The following is a 20,604-nucleotide window of genomic DNA, read 5'->3' on the forward strand; positions in this document are numbered from 1 at the left end:
ATAATCCGGGAGGTTCTTGGGAGGCACGATAAGCATCTGATTCCGCTGCCTTCAGCCGGATTGTGTGGCAAACTGCGGGCTGATTTCGGGAGCCTGGCATTGAGCATTTTAAAAAATTTACCGTTTGAGTGGCTGGTCGGCTTGCGCTACACCCGCGCTGGCAAGCGCAGCGCCCGCAACAGCTTTATTTCTTTCATCTCGTTAATTTCGATGGCTGGCATTGCGCTGGGGGTGGCGGCGCTGATCGTTGTGTTGTCGGTCATGAACGGTTTCCAGAAGGATGTGCGGGACCGCATGCTGTCGGTGTTGGCGCATATCGAGGTCTTTGACGCCTCCGGCGCGATGCCGAACTGGGAATTGGTTGCCAAGGAGGCATTCCAGAACAAGGAAGTGATCGGCGCCGCGCCCTACGTCGATGCGCAAGCGATGCTGGTGCGCGACGATGTGTTGCGTGGGGTGGCGGTGCGTGGCGTGTTGCCGTCGGAAGAGCCGAAAGTGTCGGAGGTCGCCAGCAAGGTCACGCACGGCAGCTTCAACGACCTAAAAGCCGGGGAATTCAATATCGTGCTGGGGGTTGAGCTGGCGCGCGCCTTGGGCGTCGGCATCGGCGACAAGGTGATGCTGCTGGCGGCGCAAGGGCAGGTCACGCCGGCCGGGGTGATCCCGCGCAATCGGCAGTTCACGGTGGCGGGCATCTTCGAAGCCGGCCATTACGAATACGATTCCACCTTGGCCTTCATTCATCTCGACGATGCGGAAAAGATGTTCCGGCAGAGTTCGCCATCCGGCGTCCGGCTGAAAATTACCGACATGCTGCAAGCACCGCAAGTGGTGCAGCAGCTGTCGACCACCTTGCCGGCCAATTTGTATTTGCGCGACTGGTCGCAGCAGAACAGCAACTGGTTTGCGGCGGTCAAGACCGAAAAGCGGATGATGTTCATCATCCTGACGCTGATCATTGCGGTGGCGGCTTTCAATCTGGTGTCGACCTTGGTGATGACGGTGACCGACAAGCAAGCCGATATCGCGATCCTGCGCACGCTGGGCGCATCGCCTGCTTCCATCATGAAAATTTTCATGGTCCAGGGGGCATTGGTGGGCTTGATCGGCACTGCGATCGGGGTCGGGCTCGGGGTGCTGGTGGCGTTGAATATCGACGTCATCGTGCCGTTCATGGAGCGCCTGTTGCATGTGCAGTTCCTGCCCAAGAGTATTTATGTGATTACCGAATTGCCGTCAGACCTGCGCTGGCCGGATGTCGGGACCATCGGCGGCGTCGCCGTGGTGCTGGCTTTCCTGGCGACCTTGTATCCGAGCTGGTGGGCGGCTCGAGTAAAACCTGCGGAGGCATTGCGCTATGAATAAAACGATCACAAATGGCGCTGTCATGGATGTCGCAGCGGCGCACGGCGCCATCAATGGCGGTGCGAATCAGGCGGTGCTGTCCGGCCGCGGTTTGGGCAAGACGTTTACACAAGGCGATTATTCGGTCGAGGTATTGCGCGGAATCGACCTCGATGTGGTCAAGGGCGAACAAGTCGCCATCGTCGGCGCCTCCGGCTCCGGCAAGTCGACCTTGCTGCATTTGCTGGGCGGGCTGGACACGCCGACTGCCGGCAACGTGACTTTGCTGGGTAAAGACTTTACGACGCTGGGCGAAAAGGCGCGTGGCGATTTACGCAATAGCGCACTGGGTTTCGTCTATCAATTCCATCATTTGCTGCCGGAGTTCTCGGCGTTGGACAACGTTGCCATGCCGCTGATGATCCGCCGCGTAAAGCGCAGCGATGCGCAAGAGCAGGCGCGCGAGATCCTGTCGCGGGTAGGGCTGGCCAAGCGCGTGATCCATGTGCCGGGCGAGTTGTCCGGCGGTGAACGACAGCGGGTCGCACTGGCGCGCGCGCTGGTCACTCGGCCGGCCTGCGTGATGGCCGACGAGCCGACCGGCAATCTGGACCGCTCGACCGCACAGATGACTTTCGATTTGATGCTGGAGCTATCGCAAACGCTGGGTACTGCGTTCGTGATCGTGACCCATGACGTTGAACTGGCGCGCCGCTGCGGCCGCATCCTGCGGCTGTCGGAGAATGGCTTGCAGCCTTACCTGGAGTAATAGGTACTTATCGCCTGAAGCCAGACCGATCATGGTCATAACGCGGATCGGGGCCGTTTTCAAGCTTGCGGACAATCCCGGCGTCGTCGAAATAGACGGTCATCTGTGAGTTCCAGACGCCGTTTTCCTTGTAGCCGTAATTCCATCCATCCAGTTTGGTGCGGCTGTAATAGATCGTATCGTTCGGTTTGCCGATGGTGCGCAGGACATCGGCCTTGTTGAATTGATTTACCTTGATCGTGGCAAATTTTTGCAGGGTCAATACCTGTTCGTAGGAAATCAATTTGCCATCCGGGCCAATCCGCGCCATATAGGTGTACTGGCCAAACGGGCCGCGCGAATATTCCAATAATTTATCGTTGTTGTCTTGATAAATGCCGGTAGGCGTCCCCAAGCGGGCGATGACTTGCGGCTCCGGTTCGCCGGGATTGACCGGCGGCGCCATCAGCGAAGCGCACCCGCCAAGGGTCAGCATCAGGCTGGCGACGATGGCGGCAGGGAAGTGTTTCATGGCAAGCTCCAAAAAATGGTCAAGATGCGCCGGATGGCGCGAATTGGCCCGTAAAGGCCGAGCTAATGGTTTGAATCGGCAAGGGTTTTGCTATATACTGCGCGTCTGGTCAAGTTCGACCAGCTTTTTTAATTGTTTGTTCACGGTATATAGGGTTCCGTACTCTGTACACCGCTTGTGAAAGGTAAAGCATGACTATCGAAAAAACAGCCAAGGCCGCAATTATCACTGATAATGCGCGCGGTCAAAACGACACCGGCTCCCCAGAAGTGCAAGTTGCGCTGCTGACAGCCCGTATCAACGATCTGAACGGTCACTTCAAAGCCCACGCCAAGGATCATCATTCCCGCCGCGGCCTGATCATGATGGTTAACCGTCGTAAAAGCCTGCTGTCCTACCTCAAAGGTAAAGATCTCAACCGTTACCGTTCGCTGATCGAAAAACTCGGCTTGCGTAAGTAATCGACTTATCACCGATCCTCGATATCCTCATCGACATCTTGTTTCGATTTTTCGTGACGACGTCGTTGGTCGACCGATAGGTAAAATGCCTGCGTCAGTCTCTGATGCGGGCATTTTTGCTTTTGGCAGCTTGAATTGGCTGCTCGCAAGTTGTAAGAAGTTTGTTTTATGTAATGAGGCGGCAATTCATCCGGAATAACCGGTGATGCAGCCGTCTGTGGTGAGGTGAACGACAGCGCCTGAAAATCTGTCGGCAAAATAGAAAGGAAACACCGTGTTTAATAAAGTTACCAAGACTTTCCAGTATGGCCAGCATCAAGTTACGCTGGAAACCGGCGAAATCGCTCGCCAAGCTTCCGGCGCCGTATTGGTGTCGATCGAAGATACCGTTGTGCTGGCTACCGTGGTTGCACGTAAAGATGCCAAGCCAGGTCAGGATTTTTTCCCGCTGACCGTTGATTATGTTGAGAAGACTTATGCCGCAGGCCGCATCCCCGGCGGCTTTTTCAAGCGTGAAGGTCGTCCTTCGGAAAAAGAGACGCTGACTTCGCGCCTGATCGATCGTCCGATTCGTCCATTGTTCCCGGAAGGCTACATGAACGAAGTGCAAGTGATTCTTCACGTGCTGTCGGTCAATCCTGAAATCGATCCGGATATCGCTGCGATGATCGGCGCTTCGGCTGCTTTGTCGGTCGCCGGTATCCCGTTCGCGGGCCCGGTCGGCGCTGCGCGCGTCGGCTATATCGACGGTCAATATGTTTTGAATCCAACCACTTCGCAACTGACCAAGTCAGCCATGGATCTGGTAGTTGCCGGTACCGAAACCGCGGTGCTGATGGTGGAATCCGAAGCGCAGCAATTGTCGGAAGAAATCATGCTGGGCGCGGTGGTGTACGGCCACGACCAAATGAAGACCGTGATCAACGCCATCCATGACCTGGTGCGCGACGGCGGCAAGCCGGAAGTCGAGTGGAGCCCTGCGCCGAAGAACGACGCGCTGATCGCTCGGGTTGCCCATTTCGGCGAAGCCAAGCTGCGCGAAGCCTACCAAACCAAAGACAAGCAAGCCCGTACCGCCAAGCTGAAAGATGCCACCGCCGAAGTCAACGCGGCGTTGGCTGCTGAAGCGGCTTCGATCGGCGCGGCAGCACCGGACGCGGCAGAAGTCGGCGGTATCCTGTTCGAGCTGGAATCCAAAATCGTGCGTTCGCAGATCCTGGACGGCGAGCCACGCATCGACGGCCGCGACACCCGCACCGTGCGTCCGATCTCGATCCGTACCGGCGTGTTGCCGCGTACTCACGGCTCGGCACTGTTTACTCGCGGCGAAACCCAGGCATTGGTCGTTGCCACGCTGGGCACCGCACGCGACGAACAAAAGATCGACGCGCTGATGGGCGAGTACTCGGATCGCTTCATGCTGCACTACAACATGCCTCCGTTCGCGACTGGCGAAACCGGCCGCGTCGGCACTCCTAAGCGCCGCGAAATCGGTCACGGCCGTCTGGCCAAGCGTGCCCTGCAAGCGGCATTGCCGGCACCGGAAGAGTTCAGCTACTCGGTACGTCTGGTATCGGAAATCACCGAATCCAACGGTTCGTCGTCGATGGCTTCGGTCTGCGGCGGCTGCCTGGCGTTGATGGATGCGGGTGTGCCGATGCAAGCGCACGTCGCCGGTATCGCGATGGGCCTGATCAAGGAAGGCAGCAAGTTCGCCGTCCTGACCGACATCCTGGGCGATGAAGATCACCTGGGCGACATGGACTTCAAGGTGGCGGGTACTGCCAACGGCATCACCGCGCTGCAAATGGATATCAAGATCCAGGGCATCACCAAGGAAATCATGCAGGTCGCATTGGCGCAAGCCAAGGAAGGCCGCATCCATATCCTCGGCAAGATGCAGGAAGCGGTACCGCATGGCAAGACCGAGCTGTCCGACTTCGCACCGCGCCTGATCACCATCAAGATCAATCCGGAAAAAATCCGTGACGTGATCGGCAAGGGCGGCGCTGTGATTCGCGCGTTGACCGAAGAAACCGGCACCCAGATCGACATCAGCGACGAAGGCGTGGTCACCATCGCTTCGGTGGATGCTGCCGCCGGCCAGGAAGCCAAGCGTCGCATCGAAGAACTGACAGCGTCGGTTGAAGTCGGCAAGGTCTACGAAGGCACCGTGTTGAAGTTGCTGGACTTCGGCGCGATTGTCCAGGTATTGCCGGGCAAGGACGGTCTGCTGCACATCAGCCAGATCGCCAACGAGCGCGTCAATGCGGTCGCCGACTACCTGAAAGAAGGTCAGCAAGTGCGCGTCAAGGTACTTGAAACCGATGACCGTGGCCGCCTGAAACTGTCGATGAAGGCTGCGCAGGCTGATGAAGCCGGCGAAGCTGCACCGGCATCGGCTGGGCCAGCTGCTTAAGCAGATCCAGCTTAGTTGGGGATGTGAAAAAGCCCGGGATGCGCAAGCATCCCGGGCTTTTTTTTACCCGAAAAAAAGGCCGCCGGAGAATGATCTTCTACGGCGGCTTTTTCAAATCACGCAAATCGTAGGGTGGAAAAGCGCAGCCCTTGCAGGGCGCATATCCGCTTGCAAGCGGATATCGTTCCGCAGGCAGATGGCATGCCATCTGAAACCCCTGCTACACCCTTCCACCGTTCTACTGACTTCGATCTTAGTCAAACACAGGCGATGCCACACCCAGAATCTTGTGCAATTTCGGCGACGTGGTGGTGTACTGCATATGGATTTTCTTCTCGGGGAAGATGTATGGCGCAGCGCCAAATGCCGCCAGTGCAGCTTCATGGAAGCCCGACAGGATCAGCTTTTTCTTGCCCGGATAGGTGTTGATATCGCCGACCGCAAAGATGCCTGGAACATTGGTTTCGAATTTCTCGGTATCGACCACTTTCAATTGCTTGCGCTCGATATCCAGGCCCCACTCGGCGATCGGGCCGAGTTTTGGCGACAGACCGAAGAACACCAGCAGGGTATCCAGCGGCAGCCGGCGGGTGACGCCGTCCGGGGCCGTGACCTTGATTTCGCTCAGCTTGTCGTCTTTGACTTCATGGCCGGTCACCTGGCCGATCAACAGCTGCATTTCGTAGGCGTCGCACAATTCCTTCATCTTGGCGACCGAGGCCGGCGCAGCGCGGAAGTCTTCGCGACGATGTAGCAGGACCACGGATTCCGCTTTGCCGACCAGATTCAGCGCCCAGTCCAGCGCCGAATCGCCGCCGCCGCAAATCACCAGATTCTTGCCGTGGAATTGGACCGGATCCTTGACCCGGTAAAACAATTGCGAATTGTCGAAGCGCTCAATGCCGTCAACCTTCAGCGTGCGCGGCTGGAACGAACCGACGCCGGCGGCGATAAAGATGGTCTTGGTAATGAAGCGGGTACCGGCCGAGGTTTCCAGGTCGAAGCGGTTATCTTCGCGGCGCGCGACCAGCGTGACCTCCTGGCCCAGGTGGAAAGTAGGCTCGAACGGTTCGATCTGCTTCAGCAGATTGTCGGTCAGCTCCTGGCCGGTGCAGACCGGTACCGCCGGGATGTCGTAAATTGGCTTGTCCGGGTAGAGCTCGACGCATTGGCCGCCGACTACCGGCAGCGAGTCGATCACGTGCGCCTTGATTTCCAGCAGGCCGAGTTCAAACACCTGAAACAGGCCGACCGGACCGGCGCCGATGATGACGGCATCCGCCTCAATCGGGAGTGCGTTGTTGATCGAGTTGGGTACTGCATCAATTTGGGCGTTGGTATCCATACGACTATCTGATTCCTGTTTCAGTTGGTCCCCCAAAGCGCCGCGGCAGTGCTGACTGCGACGGCGATTGGCATTGAGTATTTGGCGATTTTCTGGCCTGGCTGCGAACGAATTGCGCTCATGGCTGGGGGTGTAAAGGCTAGAGGCGATCCAGGCAAAGCGCTGGCACTAGCTGCTGCCGCTACCGAGGCAAGACGATCCCGGTAGCGGGCCTGATGGATGTGTCGATTAGCGCTGCAAAAACTCCAGCTTTTCTTTCACATCTTTCCATTCTTCGGCTTCCGGCAACGGCGACACGGTCTTGGTGATCGACGGCCAGTGGCGCGACAAATCCGCATTCAGTTTGATGAATTGCTGTTGATCCGCAGGCACATCTTCTTCGGCGTAGATCGCGTTGACCGGGCATTCGGCGACGCACACTGCGCAATCGATGCATTCGTCCGGGTCGATCGACAGGAAATTCGGGCCCTGGCGGAAGCAATCAACCGGGCAAACATCCACGCAGTCCGTATAGCGGCAGCGGATGCAGGATTCGGTGACAACGTGGGTCATAACAACAGTCCTATCTGTAAAGAGTCTTGAGGCGGCTGATGGTGAGCCGCATTCGGCAGCAATGCGCTGCAAAGCCTTGTATTTTAAGGTAATTCTAAGTTTCCCACAAACAGCCGTTATATAGAATCCATATAAGTAAATGCGCAAATTGCATTTATCGGGAAGCGTTGGCCTTTACCCGAATTTACGCCGATCTGCGTGTGTTGCCGGCGCAAGCTCCCCTTGCGCAGCGTTGTCGAATTGGCTAATGTGTTCCTCTTTATTGCTACGGAATAATTATGTCATCTCATTCGGACGGCTCCACCAAGGCCATTTTTTATGCGCTCGGCGCTAACGGCGGCATTGCGCTGGCAAAGTTTGCCGCATCGCTATTGACCGGTTCCGGCGCCATGCTGGCGGAGGCGATCCACTCGCTGGCCGACTGCACCAACCAGATTTTTCTGCTGATCGGCTTGAAAGAAGCCAAAAAGCCGGCCGACCAATCGCATCCTATGGGCTATGCGCGGGTAGTTTATTTCTGGGCAATGATGGTGGCCTTGCTATTGTTCTTCGTCGGCGGCGCCTTTTCGGTGATGGAAGGTATTGAGCATCTCAAGCACCCGCAAGCTATCAGCAACCCGTGGGTGGCGCTTGGCGTGCTGGGGGTGTCGGTGCTGTTGGAGGCTTTTTCCCTGTACGGGGCGATGACCGAGATCCGCAAGATTGCAAACGGCAAATCGTTCATGCAATGGTTCCGTGAAACCCGGCAATCGGAATTGATGGTGGTGGCGGGCGAGGATATCGCGGCACTGGCTGGTCTGGCGCTGGCATTTCTGGCGGTGGTGATGACGGTGGTCACCGGCAATCCGCTGTGGGATGCGTGCGGAACGATTGCGGTCGGCGTGTTGTTGATGATCGTCGCAGTGATGGTGATTCGGGAAGTGAAAGCAATGGTGACCGGCGAGTCGGCCGCGCCCGAGGTCCATGCGGCGATCAAGCAACACATCGAAGCGCATCCGGCAGTCGACAGCATCAGGAACATGATTTCGATGCAGTGGGGCGAGCAGGTGATGATCGCGGTGCAAGCCGTGATGCGGCCGCAGCCTTCGGATGTGGCGCTGGTGGATGCGATCAACCTGATTGAGGCCGGCATACAAGCCAAGTGGCCGCAGGTGCGCTGGTGCTTCTTTGAGCCGGATCATGCGCTGTCGGAGGGGGACGAGCCGCAGCCGGCCGGGATCGCCAAGGCCTGATCAGTTTGACGGGCCGGTCGCCAACCAAAGATCTTTACGCCTCGGCACAGAACCATGCTCAATTGCACGCTTGCCGGCATTTCATTTAATAAGGAACATTTTCATGAGCAAATGCTCGTCCCAATTTCTTCACGCAGCATTGGTTGTTGCCGCTGGCTTGACCGTCATGCCTGTATCGGCCGTCGAATCGAACCCCCGCACTGCAAGAAGTATGACAGCCGGTTCGTCTGCGGCTGATGCCTTTAACGCTTTGCCGCCAGAGGTGCGCAGGGATTTGTTGATACAACAAGCCAGAGAGTCTGCGCAGAATGACGCTGGGAAGGGGCAAAGCCGGCTGACAACGAGTCATTGCAGTGAGCTCAAGCGGGAAATCAACCGCGCCACAGACCCCATGCCGAGAATGTCGGGAAGTTATCCCGGGGGCGCGTTGTTGAATGGAGCTGGAGCTTCCTGGGACGGTAGCAAGCGTGGGGGTTCTGAATCTCGAAGCACCGTAGTGCTGACCCCCGAGGGGGTGCCGGTTTTTCGCGAGCGTAATCAAAACAGCGGCACGAGCCTGCTTGATATCCTATCGTTACGCACCTCACGCAGTACGCTGGAAGAACGTTATCGCAGCGACTGTCGGCAATAATGCGGTGGAGCTATAAGAGGGAGGGGCTGTAAGATTTAACGCTATTTCAGATCCGCCGTCACTCCTCAAAACGCATTCGCTCATAGCCCTCGCACAGACGCTAATACACTGGATCTTTAATAGTTTATTGAACTTGTTTGCGGAGCAGGACACTAGATTGCATGATCATTGTTTCGCTTCTCGACAACTTTTGAAAGCCACCATTGCATAAAAAAATACTCCCTATCCTGCTAGCCTTCCTCCCCATCGCGGCGCAGGCCGCAGAACTTGACGGCAGCCAGCTGTCGGTTTGGTGGGGCGTGCCGTTCATCGGTTTGCTGTTGTCGATTGCGGTCGGACCGTTGCTGATGCCGGCCTTCTGGCATCACCACTACGGCAAGATCGCCGTAGCCTGGTCGCTGGCTTTCTTGATTCCCTGTGCGATATGGTATGGCGTGCCGACGGCGGCGGCCGGCGTGGTGCACGCATTTGCGGCGGAGTATTTTCCGTTCATTATTTTGCTGGCGGCGCTGTTCGTGGTGGCGGGCGGGATCTGCCTGCGCGGCAACCTGCATGGCACGCCGGCGTTGAATACCGGCTTGTTGGCGCTGGGTGCGGTGCTGGCCAGCCTGATGGGAACTACCGGCGCGTCGATGCTGCTGATCCGGCCGCTGATCCGCGCCAACGATAATCGCAAACACTCGGTACACATTGTCGTCTTCTTCATTTTCCTGGTGGCGAATGCGGGCGGCGCTTTGACCCCGCTCGGCGATCCGCCGTTGTTCCTTGGCTTTTTGCAAGGCGTTGAATTTTCCTGGACTCTCAAGAATATTTTCTGGGAAACCATGTTCATGTGGGCTTCCCTGCTAGTGATTTTTTATTTCCTCGACCGCCACTATTACCATAATCGCGAAGAAGAATTTCCACCCGCAATGGATCCGACGCCGGACGACGCCAGGCTGCGTTTCGAAGGCAAGTTCAATTTCATCCTGCTGGCAATTGTAGTGGTGCTGGTGCTGATGAGCGGGCTGTGGAAATCCGGCATTAGTTACAACATCTACGGCACAGTGGTCGAATTGCAGAATTTGCTGCGTGACGGTTTGTTGATTGTGGTGATCCTGGCCTCGCTTTGGCTGACGCCGAAAATCGCGCGCGAAGGCAATAACTTTAGCTGGGAGGCGATCCTGGAAGTGGCGAAACTGTTTGCCGGCATCTTCATCACCATTGCACCGGTGATCGCGATGCTGCGCGCCGGCGAGAACGGCGCTTTCGGGATGGTGGTGCGGGCCGTGACCGGCGCCGATGGCCAGCCCAACAATATGATGTACTTCTGGGCCACCGGCATCCTGTCGTCTTTCCTCGACAACGCACCGACTTACCTGGTGTTCTTCAATACCGCTTCCGGCGATGCGGTGGAACTGATGACCAAGCTGGGAGCGACATTGGCGGCGATTTCCTGCGGTGCGGTATTCATGGGCGCCAATAGTTACATCGGCAATGCCCCCAACCTGATGGTGAAGGCCATCGCTGAAGAGCGCGGCATCCGCATGCCGTCCTTCTTCGGCTATATGGCCTGGGCTTGCGTGGTGCTATTGCCGTTGTTTGCAGTGATGAGCTTGATTTTCTTCCGTTGAGGAGCTAGTGTCCTGAGTCGTTAATTCGTTGAAGAATTAAATATGTCGAAATCGGCTCGAGACAAGGAACAAAGCACAGCAAGGCTGGAGCCTTGCGCGCATTTGTGACGCCGTATCGGGGCGATTCTCGGCATATTTGTTCAACGAATTAGTAACTCAGGACACTAGTTATGAAACCAAAGATATTGATGGCGCGGGCGGTGTTCCCGGAAGTGATTGCGCGTTTGCAGCAGCACTTCGAGGTGGAGTCGAATCAGGATGATCGCATCTTCAGCGCGGCCGAACTGGCTGAGAAATTGCGTGATAAGGATGGCGTGATTGCCACTGCCAGCGAACGCATTTCGGCTGAATTGCTGAGCGCCTGTCCGCGCCTGAAAGCGGTGTGCAATCAGGCGGTCGGCTATAACAATATCGACGTCGCCGCCGCCACGCTAGCAGGCGTGATGGTGACCAATACGCCGGACGTGCTGAACGAAACTACCGCCGATTTCGGCTGGGCGCTGTTGATGGCGACTGCGCGCCGGGTCACTGAAGCGGAGCACTGGCTGCGTGCCGGCCACTGGAAGCAGTGGCGCTACGACAGCTTCCTGGGCGCCGATGTGCACGGCGCGACCTTGGGGATCGTCGGCATGGGACGGATCGGTCAGGCGATTGCCCGGCGTTCGCTGGGCTTCGACATGCAGGTGCTGTATCACAACCGTTCGCGGCTGGCGCCGGAGCTGGAAGCGCGAGCCAATAACGCCCGTTACGTCGGTAAGGAGCAGTTGTTGCGCGAGGCCGATCACGTGATCATGGTGCTGCCGTACTCGACTGAATCGCATCACACCATCGGTGCGACGGAGTTGGGATGGATGAAGCCGGGCGCCACGCTGGTCAATCTGGCACGCGGCGGCATTGTCGACGATGCGGCGTTGATCGCAGCCTTGCGCGCCAAGAAAATTGCGGCGGCCGGGCTGGATGTGTTCGAGAACGAACCGGCGCTGCATCCGGATTTTTTAACGCTGTCGAATGTGGTGCTGACGCCGCACATCGCGAGTGCATCCGAGCCGACGCGGCGGGCGATGGCAGATTGTGCAGCCGATAATCTGCTGGCAGCCTTGTTGCCGGAAAAAGAGGGTGTATTACCACCGAACCTGCTGAATCCCGAGGTTCGGCGCAAGGGATGATGAGGTCATCCCGGAAAATAATCTACAGCTGTCAAGGAGAGCGCGGACCGGAATCCGTTCCATGATCCGCGCCTCGCTTGGCGTCAAATTTCTCAGCCCTTCAAGCCCTCAACCAGATCAATGTATTGTTGCTGGGCTTGTTCTTGCGAAGTGCCTTTCAGTTCGTTCCAGGCATCCCATTTGGCACGGTTGATAAAATCGGTCATGCCAGGGCGATCGCCCTGGGCGTCGCCGCCGCTGCCTTGTTTAAACAGCGCATACATTTTCAACATGGTCGTGTTGTCGGGACGTTCGGATAGCGTTTTGGAATCGATTTGGGCTTGTTCGAATTGAGCTTGCAGGGTCATAAGAGTCTCGTAAAAAAATGTGAATGGAAAAGCGGGGCAGGGCGCGGGCTATTGATCGGTGACCGCGTCGACTACAGCACCGCCAGCTTTGACGGTGCCCGAAACCACGGTGCTGGCAACGCCAACGGCGGCACTGCCGACGCTGACGCCGGCGCCGACCACCGAGGTGGCGACGCTCACCGCCGTGCAGCCGCTGAGCAATAGCGTCGTCGCCAAGAGTGCAGCGGCAACGCGTCGCACGCCGGCAAAATCGAGAGAGCTGGGTTTTATCATCGGGCGCTTAAATGTGAGGCGAGGAGTGCTTACACGCCCAGCAGTTCTACTTCAAAAATCAGCGTTGCGTTGGGTGGAATCACGCCGCCTGCGCCGCGCGGACCATAGCCCAGTGCCGCTGGGATAATCAGCTTGCGTACGCCGCCGATTTTCATGCCTTGCACGCCTTCATCCCAACCCTTGATGACATGACCGGCGCCCAGCGGAAATTCAAACGGGTCGCCGCGATCTTTGCTGGAATCGAATTTTTTGCCGGCGCTGCCGTCAGGATTTTGCAACCAGCCGGTGTAATGCACGGTCACATGATTCCCTGCTTTTGCTTCAGCGCCGTCGCCGACGGTGATCTCTTCGTATTGCAGGCCCGAAACAGTAGTGGTGGTGGTCATCATTTTCCTTTTTTAGGTGGTTAATATCGGTCGCAGTGTAAACCAAAAATTGAGCGCTAGCCCGTGCCGCAAAGCAATTGTCAGCAATGCTTGCGATGGATTCGAGAAATCCCATTTAAATTTATGAGGGCGATTCATGCGCGGTAAAATAGCCTTCCTCGCATTTCAACCTTCAGAGTATTGCCATGTCCGTTTTTGTCCGTCGTTCCCTCCTAGTTGCCTGCGGTCTATTCACCGCTTTCTCCGCCTATGCGGCAGCCCCTGTCGCTGCAACCACGACAGCCGCTAATGTCGTAGTGGTGCTGAATTCTCGCGATGCCACCATCAGTCTGCTGGATCAGGCAACTTACAAGGAAATCAGTACATTTCCTGTTGGTAAGGAACCGCACCACCTGATGCCGACCCCGGATAACAAATCCTTGATCGTGGCCGCCGCCACCGGCGATTCGCTGTATTTCCTCGACCCCAAGACAGGCCAGATTCAAAGCCAGGTAAAGGACATCGTCGACCCTTATCAAATCGGCTTTTCACCGAACCAGAAATGGTTCATCACGACCGGCTTGCGTCTCGATCGGATTGATATTTATGGTTACGACGGCAAGAATCTGAAACTGGCCAAACGCCTGCCGCTACCGGCCATGCCGAGCCATATGGCGTTTAGCGCCGATAGCGCGCTGGCTTTCATCACCCTGCAAGGCAGCGATGAAATCGCCGCGGTCGATATGGCAACCCAGAAAGTCAAATGGATCATGCCTATCGGCAAGCAGCCGGCCGGCATCTATATGACGCCGGACAACAAGTATTTGCTGGTTGGCGTGATGGGCAGCGACTATGTCGCCGTGGTCGACTGGCGCACCCAGAAGATCGTCAAGAAAATCAAGACCGGCGACGGCGCCCACAATTTCCGTCCGCAAGGCGACAAGCGCCACGTGTTCGTCTCGAATCGCGTGGCTGGCAGCATCAATATCCTTGACCTGAATACGCTGGAAAGCGTCGGCAGCTTCAACATCCCGGGCGGCCCGGATTGCATGGAAATCACCGCCGATGGCAAAACCATGTGGGTGACGCAACGCTGGCTGAAGAAGGTTTCGGTAGTCGATCTTGCCAGCCGCAAAGTGATTACGACGATCCCGGTCGGCCGCTCGCCGCATGGCATTTATTTTAATAATCGCGCTCCCGAGTTGTAATATGCGGCCATTTTCCGCAAGCAAACGCGGCCTGCTTGCGGCAGCCGCCATGGTGGCTGCCGCGACAGCCATGCCAAGCACACTGGCGCTGGCGCAACCCGTAGCGCAGACTGCCAAGGCATGCAAAGGCACGCTGTACCTGACTTTCGATACCGGCAGCCAGTCGCAGGCCGAATACATCGCCCAAACCCTGAAACGTCATCACATCAAGGCCACTTTCTTCATGGCCAACGAAAAGACCGTGAATGGCGATTACACGCTCGATCCATCCTGGGCGCCTTATTGGAAATCGCTGGTGGCCGACGGCCATGCGTTCGGCAGCCATACCTTCGATCATGTATACGCCAAACGCGATCTGGCCGGCGGCAAAATCGAGATGAAGCCGCAGTTCGGCGCTAACGCCGGCCAGTTGCTGGCGTGGACGCCGCAGCAATACTGCGACGAAATCAAGCGAGTCGAGCAACGCTTTCATATGCTGACCGGTGCTCATCTCGACCCGTTCTGGCGGGCGCCGGGCGGTCATTTGACGCCGCATACGCTGGCCGCGGGAGAAGCCTGCGGTTACAGGCACGTGGCCTGGGCCGAAGCCGGGTTTACCGGCGATGAATTGCCCAGTGAGAAATGGCCGAACAAGTTGCTGCTGGAACGCACGCTAAAGAATTTGAAGGATGGCGATATCGTCATGGCGCATCTGGGTATCTGGTCGCGCAAAGATCCATGGGCGCCGGCGGTATTGGAACCCTTGATCAGCGGCCTGGAGCAAAAAGGCTTCTGCTTCGCCACCTTGCGCGAACATCCTGCTTATCGGGGCAGTCTCAAAGGCCCGCTTAAACAAGACAGCACATCATGATCGACACCTTGGTAAATTTGTTTTCGACCGTTCAAGCCTGGCTGTTCCAGGCGGTGGTGCAGCCATTCCTGTTCAATATCGGATTCAGCGACTATCTGGAAGACGTGTTCGACGGCACCGAATGGTTCCTGATCGGGGTTTGTGAGTTGATCGTGTTGTTCCTCATCCTGCGGCCATTGGAGGCGTGGATTCCAGTCCATCCGATCACCGACAAGCGCGCGCGCTGGAACGATTTCACCTATACCGTGCTGCATCGCCTGGGGGCATTCTCGATACTGGTGTTTTTCCTGATCGACCCATTGACCGCGAAGATGACCGAACTGCTGCATCTGCAAGGCGTCAATCCGTTCAACCTGGAAAATCTGCTGCCCGGCATCACCGACCGGCCGCTGATCACCTTCCTGGTGTATCTGGTGGTGCTGGATCTGTGCGAATACTGGTATCACCGTGCGCAGCACGGCTTTAATTGGATGTGGGGCTTGCACAGCCTGCATCACAGCCAGCAAAACATGAATCTGTGGAGCGACGATCGCAATCATTTGCTGGATGACATGATTCATGACGTCGTGATGGCGCTGGTGGCGTTGGTCATCGGGGTCGAGCCATCGCAATACGTGTTGCTGGTGTCGGCCACGCGCATGTTGCAAAGTCTGCAGCATGCCAATGTGCGGATCCATTTCGGCAAGCTGGGCGACGCATTGATCGTGTCGCCGCGCTACCACCGCTGGCATCACGCGATCGGGATCGGTCACGAAAGCAAAGGCAAGGGCACGCTTGGCGGCCACAATTTCGGGGTCCTGTTTTCGTTCTGGGACGTGCTGTTTGGCACTGCTCATTTCGGTAAAACCTTTGAGCACACCGGGGTGCGCGATCAATTGCCGGCACCGCACGGCAAAGCGCGCGACTATGGCCGCGGCTTCTGGTCGCAGCAATGGCTGGGACTGAAGCGAATGGTCGAATTTGCCAGAAAGCCTTCCCGCTGATGCGCCCGGTGCTGGTGGCGTTCGGCCGGGCTCTGTTGTCGCTGCTGCATTTCCGCGTGCTGATGCTGACCCTGTTGCCATTTTTGTTAGCTATCCTGGTCTGGGGACTGGCATTGTGGTGGGGCTTGCAACCGATCATCGACTGGCTGCAAAAGAATTATTTTGCGGCAAACGACGGCATCGGGCTGGCCAACTATATCCCTGCCTGGCTCGGCTTGGGCGCGCTGAAAACAGTCATCATCCCGTGGCTGGCGTTGTGGGCGCTGCTGCCGCTGATGATCCTGACCGCCTTGCTGTTCGTCGGCGCGTTTGCGTTGCCGGCGATTGCGCGGTATGTCGGCCGCCGCCATTTTCCCGCTCTGGAACAGCGCAAGGGCGGCTCGCTGATCGGCAGCGCGTGGACCTCGTTTTCGGCATTCATGCTGTTTTGCCTGCTGTGGGTGGTGACTCTGCCCTTATGGCTGATTCCGCCGTTTGCACTGCTGATCCCGTTGGTGTTGTGGGGCTGGCTAACCTATCGCGTGTTTGCCTATGAAGCGCTGGCGGCACATGCGGATAAGCATGAATTACGGGCGCTGCTGCGGATTCATCGCTGGCCCTTGCTGGTGATCGGCATTGTCACCGGCGCCTTGGGGGCGGCGCCGACCATCATATGGCTGGGCGGCGCGCTGTGGCTGGTGGTCTTTCCGCTACTGGCGGCGGGATCAATCTGGTTGTATGTATTGGTGTTCGTGTTTACCGGATTGTGGTTTGAATATTACTGCCTGCAAGCGCTGGCTAAATATCGGGCCGCGAACCAGGCCGCGGCAATGCTGGCTGAGAGCGACGGATCGCATGCAATTCAGTTGCCTGATGGTAAAAATATGGATTCGCTGTAATATCCGGCATAGTTTTTCTTGGTTATATGTTTGTAGTTATCGACTATTTCATTTCACTACATTATTAGCGCAACCATAAATCTCATGGCTATCGGACTTATCATCATCGGCGACGAAATCTTGTCTGGCAGACGGGTCGACAAGCATTTTCCGAAAATCCTGGAAATGCTGACGGAACGCGGCTTGAGCTTAAGCTGGGCAGAATACGTCGGCGACGATCCGGCCCGCATCACGGCCACCCTCAAGCGCACGTTTGCCAGCGACGACATTGTGTTTTGTACCGGCGGCATCGGCGCCACGCCGGACGACCATACCCGCCAGTGCGCGGCGGCGGCGCTGGGCGTGCCGCTGGTGTTGCATCCGGAAGCCCGCGAAAAAATCCGCGAGCGGATTGCCGATACCGCCCGCGAAGCGGGGGCGCAAGTTGATTTCGATACGCCCGATAACCTGCATCGACTGAAGATGGGCGAATTTCCGCAAGGCGCCGCCATCATCCCCAATCCGTATAACAAGATTCCGGGCTTCTCGATCCGTCATCCAGGGCAGGGGGCGCATCACTTTGCGCCTGGCTTCCCGGTGATGGCATGGCCGATGTTTGCCTGGGTGCTGGACACCTATTACGCCGACCTGTTCCACCGCAACCCGCAGCTGGAACAATCGGTGCTGGTGTTCGAGGCGATGGAATCGACCTTGACGCCGTTGATGGAAGCGATCGAGGCCGAATTTCCATTGGTCAAAGTGTTCAGCTTGCCGCACGTCGGCGATGCCAACACGCGCCGCCATATCGATCTCGGCGTCAAGGGAGAGCCAATCCAGAGCGCGGCTGCATTCAAGAAATTGCTGTCCGGCCTGGATAGGCTGCAAGCAGAGTATCGGCCGGCGTAGTTTGCGTCCGGCCTGATGCGTTGTTCATTCACCGCTCATTCACTGCTCATTGACTGTTTAATCACGAAGTTACCAATAACAACCATTTGCGTTTGCAGCCAGTTGTCCGTTGCAGCGCACTTCTATTTGATTGATATCCCATGTTCGGTTTTCTATTCAAGCGTTCCGCTAAGCCTGCTGTGCAGCCAAATGCTACTGATGTTGCCCCTCAAACCGCGCTTCGGGCCGAGGCCAAGCAAGCGGTGGATCAGGCCAGGCAGCAAGCGCTGCTGCACGCTGAAGCATTGACCGATGAAGCCGGCGCCGTCAGTTTCATCCTGCAATCCGGTTTTGCCGATGCCCGCTTGCGGGCGGCGCAATGGGTGCAAAGCCGGGCAGCGCTTGAGCAGGTATTGCAGGCCAGCCGCAACATCGACCGGCGCGTCGCCAAACTGATGCAGGCGCGGCTGGATGCCGTGCAGCAGCAGGAGCAGGTCGCGCAAAAGGCCGAGGCATGCGTGGCGCTAGCCCGGTGCTTGCTGCAGGAACAGCTATTGATGTCGAATCATGTGGCGGACCTGGATCGGGCCTGGGAATCCAAAGATGTGCCGCATGCGTTGCAACAGCAATTCACGCAATTGCGCACGGCATTGGCCGAACGCTTGACCGCGCAAGCAAGTTTGCAGCGGACTGCGATGGGATTGCTGGCCAGCGTGCGCGATTTGCACCAGCAAATGCATGCGCAAGCAGGCGCCGATAATGCGCAGTTCGCGCTGCAACTGGATGCGCTGGAAGCGCAGATGGCGGCCTGTTCGAGTCATGCGGAAGCGCCAAACTTGCCGAAATATCTGGCGACCGACTTCGCACAGGAAATCCAAGCCGTGCGCAAGCTGCTGCTGAGTCTGCAGCAGCACCAGCATGCGTTGCAGGCGCGCCACGATTTGCTGCTGCAATGGGAAGCGTCGAACCCGGATGCGAATTTGGAAATATCTGTCGATAGCTTGAAATCCGCCTGGCGCAAATTGCCCGCACTGCCGCCCGAATTGCAGGACGCTGCACTGGAGCAGCGCTATCAGGCCTTGCTGCAAAAATATACGGTGGTCAGCAAACCCAAGAAGGAGCCGGCGCCGCCAGCCTCGACCTCAGCGACAGAACCGCAGCAACCCATTTCGGAGGCATTGGATGGCCTCGAAAAAGCGCTGGAGGATGGTTCGTTACAGGTTGCGGTGGACTTTGACAAGACATTGCGGGCGATGGATTTCAAAACGCAAAAGCCGACCGCGGCGCAAACCGCGCGCTTGACCCAGGCGCGCAGCGAACTGGGGCGTTTGCAGGATTGGGCGCGTTGGGGCGGCAACATTTCGCGCGAGGAGTTGATGAAGGCGGCGCAGGAGTTGCCGGCGCAGGCCTTGCCGCCGGTCGAGCTGGCAAAGAAAATCGGCAGCTTGCGCGCGCGCTGGAAATCGCTGGATGCTTCCGCCGGATCGGCGCCGAGAGCATTGTGGGAAGGGTTTGATGCCGCTTGCACCACCGCCCACGAAGCGGTGATCGAGCATCGCCGGAAAATGGCTGAGCAACGTCAAGCCAATCAGGTTCACGCGCAAGAGCTGATCGACCTGATCCGGCAGTATGCCGAAGTTGCGCTGCAAGCCGAGCCGAGCCCGGACTGGAAAGCCATCCTGAAATTCTGCCGGAAAAAGCAAATGTCATGGGCCAAGCTGGGGCCGGTCAATCACAGCCAAAGAAAACCGCTCGAAGCGGCATACAAGGCTGCGATGCAGCTGTTGCTGGCGCCGCTGGAGGTGCAGCAACAGATCGAAAAGAATCTTCGTGAGCAATTGATTGCGGCGGTTGAAGCATTGTCCGTCAGTCAGCGCGATACCGAGGAGCGCTTGCGCGAATTGCTGCAACGTTGGACCGACAATGCCAAACGGCTGCCTTTGCCGCGTGAGGATGAAATACCGCTTTGGGATCGTTTTAGCAGCGCTTACGAGCTGAAATTCGCACAGCGCAAAGAAGTCACTTCCAGTGCCGATGCCGGACGCCGCGACAATTTGCGTTTGAAAGAAGAGTTGTGCGCGCTGCTGGAAGTCGCAGTGAGCCAGCCGGAAGCCGGATTGCCCAAGCTTTTGCAACAGGCGCAATTGGACTGGAATCGTTACGGGCAAGTGCCGCGTGCCGCCGAAGCGCAGATTGAAGCGCGCTATCGCTCGGCTGCAACGGCTTTACAAACCAAGCTGGATCAGAGCCTGCGTATTGCTGCAGAAGCTCAAAGCAACGCCTTGCGCGACAAGCTGATTCTTTGCCAAAAAGTTGAGGCCCTGGCTGCCGTCGAGACTATTGGGGAAGCCTCGCAGGACTGGCGCGACCGCTGGCAGGCCTTGTCCGCGCTGGCGCCGCCGTTTGAGAAAATCATGACGGCGCGTTTCGGCCGCGCGCTGCACCAGGATGGCAACTATCTCGCCATGCTTGAAAATAATCGCGAATTCCTGTTACAGGAACTGCTGCGTGCTGAAATCCTGGCCGGCATCGATAGTCCGCCGGCGCTGGCGCGCGAACGCCTGCAATTGCAGGTCGAAGTGCTGCAAACCTCGTTGAAGGCCGGCCCGACGACGCCGAATGCGGAACAGCAGTTAGTGCGGCTGTGCGAACTGCCGGCGCAGATGGATGAGGCAACGCTGCAGCGTTTGCTGCAATTGGTTGCGGTGCTCAAGGCCGGCAAGCGCTGACAGCGGTCAGCGCTAAAAACCTGCTGGGCATCTCAAAAAAACAGCTGAAGCGGACATAAAAAAT

General features: G+C 57.4%; 19 protein-coding genes. 13 read left to right on the forward strand and 6 right to left on the reverse strand.

All coding sequences use genetic code 11. The annotated features are described in order from the left end of the window. The first annotated feature begins 99 nt into the window (after window positions 1-99). Both ACFPM8_RS15370 and lolD read left to right on the forward strand, forming a co-directional pair. On the forward strand, window positions 100-1,365 hold the full coding sequence (locus tag ACFPM8_RS15370; protein WP_378998524.1) for a lipoprotein-releasing ABC transporter permease subunit: 1,266 nt from the start codon (window positions 100-102) through the stop codon (window positions 1,363-1,365). A 22-nt stretch (window positions 1,366-1,387) separates the two neighbouring features. Then, entirely contained in the window at window positions 1,388-2,113 is a 726-nt protein-coding gene (gene lolD / locus ACFPM8_RS15375; protein WP_378998690.1) for a lipoprotein-releasing ABC transporter ATP-binding protein LolD, read from the forward strand. Between the two features lie 7 nt (window positions 2,114-2,120). On the opposite strand, the gene ACFPM8_RS15380 is transcribed toward lolD, so the two are convergent. Beyond that, window positions 2,121-2,624, reverse strand: coding sequence for a hypothetical protein (locus ACFPM8_RS15380; protein WP_378998526.1), 504 nt, complete (start codon window positions 2,622-2,624; stop codon window positions 2,121-2,123). A gap of 191 nt (window positions 2,625-2,815) precedes the next feature. On the opposite strand from ACFPM8_RS15380, the gene rpsO reads away from it, so the two are divergent. Next, window positions 2,816-3,085, forward strand: a complete 270-nt coding sequence (gene rpsO, locus ACFPM8_RS15385; protein ID WP_014007042.1) for a 30S ribosomal protein S15 — start codon at window positions 2,816-2,818, stop codon at window positions 3,083-3,085. Between the two features lie 274 nt (window positions 3,086-3,359). After that, on the forward strand, window positions 3,360-5,504 hold the full coding sequence (gene pnp / locus ACFPM8_RS15390) for a polyribonucleotide nucleotidyltransferase (RefSeq protein ID WP_378998528.1): 2,145 nt from the start codon (window positions 3,360-3,362) through the stop codon (window positions 5,502-5,504). A 253-nt stretch (window positions 5,505-5,757) separates the two neighbouring features. Here the strand turns inward: pnp and ACFPM8_RS15395 are convergent, their stop codons facing one another. Then, a complete protein-coding gene (locus ACFPM8_RS15395) occupies window positions 5,758-6,849 on the reverse strand; it encodes an NAD(P)/FAD-dependent oxidoreductase (RefSeq protein WP_378998530.1) in 1,092 nt (363 codons plus the stop codon). Between the two features lie 228 nt (window positions 6,850-7,077). After that, a complete protein-coding gene (gene fdxA / locus ACFPM8_RS15400) occupies window positions 7,078-7,401 on the reverse strand; it encodes a ferredoxin FdxA (RefSeq protein WP_378998532.1) in 324 nt (107 codons plus the stop codon). 278 nt (window positions 7,402-7,679) lie between these two features. Between fdxA and ACFPM8_RS15405 the strand changes: the two genes are divergently transcribed. From ACFPM8_RS15405 to ACFPM8_RS15415, 3 genes are all read left to right on the forward strand, one after another. Beyond that, entirely contained in the window at window positions 7,680-8,633 is a 954-nt protein-coding gene (locus ACFPM8_RS15405) for a cation diffusion facilitator family transporter (RefSeq protein WP_378998534.1), read from the forward strand. A gap of 834 nt (window positions 8,634-9,467) precedes the next feature. Then, window positions 9,468-10,877, forward strand: coding sequence for a sodium:proton antiporter (locus ACFPM8_RS15410; RefSeq protein ID WP_378998536.1), 1,410 nt, complete (start codon window positions 9,468-9,470; stop codon window positions 10,875-10,877). 170 nt (window positions 10,878-11,047) lie between these two features. Then, window positions 11,048-12,043 carry a 2-hydroxyacid dehydrogenase gene (locus tag ACFPM8_RS15415; protein ID WP_378998538.1) on the forward strand — a complete coding sequence of 332 codons (996 nt, stop codon included), beginning with the start codon at window positions 11,048-11,050 and terminating at the stop codon, window positions 12,041-12,043. A 92-nt stretch (window positions 12,044-12,135) separates the two neighbouring features. Here the strand turns inward: ACFPM8_RS15415 and ACFPM8_RS15420 are convergent, their stop codons facing one another. Genes ACFPM8_RS15420 through ACFPM8_RS15430 form a run of 3 tightly spaced genes read right to left on the reverse strand, consistent with a single transcriptional unit; the run spans window position 12,136 to window position 13,049 of the window. Then, window positions 12,136-12,390: an acyl-CoA-binding protein gene (locus ACFPM8_RS15420; RefSeq protein WP_378998540.1), complete on the reverse strand. Its 255-nt coding sequence runs from the start codon at window positions 12,388-12,390 to the stop codon at window positions 12,136-12,138. Window positions 12,391-12,438: 48 nt separating this feature from the next. After that, complete coding sequence (locus ACFPM8_RS15425; protein WP_378998542.1) at window positions 12,439-12,663, reverse strand: hypothetical protein; 225 nt, start codon at window positions 12,661-12,663, stop codon at window positions 12,439-12,441. Between the two features lie 29 nt (window positions 12,664-12,692). Further along, window positions 12,693-13,049: an FKBP-type peptidyl-prolyl cis-trans isomerase gene (locus ACFPM8_RS15430; RefSeq protein ID WP_378998545.1), complete on the reverse strand. Its 357-nt coding sequence runs from the start codon at window positions 13,047-13,049 to the stop codon at window positions 12,693-12,695. Window positions 13,050-13,234: 185 nt separating this feature from the next. On the opposite strand from ACFPM8_RS15430, the gene ACFPM8_RS15435 reads away from it, so the two are divergent. The 6 genes from ACFPM8_RS15435 (at window position 13,235) to ACFPM8_RS15460 (ending at window position 20,540) form a co-directional block, all read left to right on the forward strand. Continuing rightward, complete coding sequence (locus ACFPM8_RS15435) at window positions 13,235-14,236, forward strand: YVTN family beta-propeller repeat protein (RefSeq protein ID WP_378998547.1); 1,002 nt, start codon at window positions 13,235-13,237, stop codon at window positions 14,234-14,236. Between the two features lies 1 nt (window position 14,237). Next, window positions 14,238-15,086 carry a polysaccharide deacetylase family protein gene (locus ACFPM8_RS15440; RefSeq protein ID WP_378998549.1) on the forward strand — a complete coding sequence of 283 codons (849 nt, stop codon included), beginning with the start codon at window positions 14,238-14,240 and terminating at the stop codon, window positions 15,084-15,086. Beyond that, window positions 15,083-16,069 (forward strand): sterol desaturase family protein, encoded by a 987-nt coding sequence (locus tag ACFPM8_RS15445; protein ID WP_378998551.1) that lies wholly within the window; start codon window positions 15,083-15,085, stop codon window positions 16,067-16,069. Before ACFPM8_RS15440 ends, ACFPM8_RS15445 begins: the two co-directional genes overlap by 4 nt. Next, a complete protein-coding gene (locus ACFPM8_RS15450; RefSeq protein ID WP_378998692.1) occupies window positions 16,069-16,947 on the forward strand; it encodes an EI24 domain-containing protein in 879 nt (292 codons plus the stop codon). The genes ACFPM8_RS15445 and ACFPM8_RS15450 overlap by 1 nt, the downstream gene beginning before the upstream one ends. Before the next feature lie 84 nt (window positions 16,948-17,031). Next, window positions 17,032-17,832 carry a competence/damage-inducible protein A gene (locus ACFPM8_RS15455; protein WP_378998554.1) on the forward strand — a complete coding sequence of 267 codons (801 nt, stop codon included), beginning with the start codon at window positions 17,032-17,034 and terminating at the stop codon, window positions 17,830-17,832. Between the two features lie 140 nt (window positions 17,833-17,972). Next, window positions 17,973-20,540, forward strand: a complete 2,568-nt coding sequence (locus ACFPM8_RS15460) for a DUF349 domain-containing protein (protein WP_378998556.1) — start codon at window positions 17,973-17,975, stop codon at window positions 20,538-20,540. Window positions 20,541-20,604: the final 64 nt, after the last annotated feature.

Source organism: Paraherbaspirillum soli (genome assembly GCF_042654985.1).
GTDB lineage: Bacteria > Pseudomonadota > Gammaproteobacteria > Burkholderiales > Burkholderiaceae_D > Paraherbaspirillum > Paraherbaspirillum soli.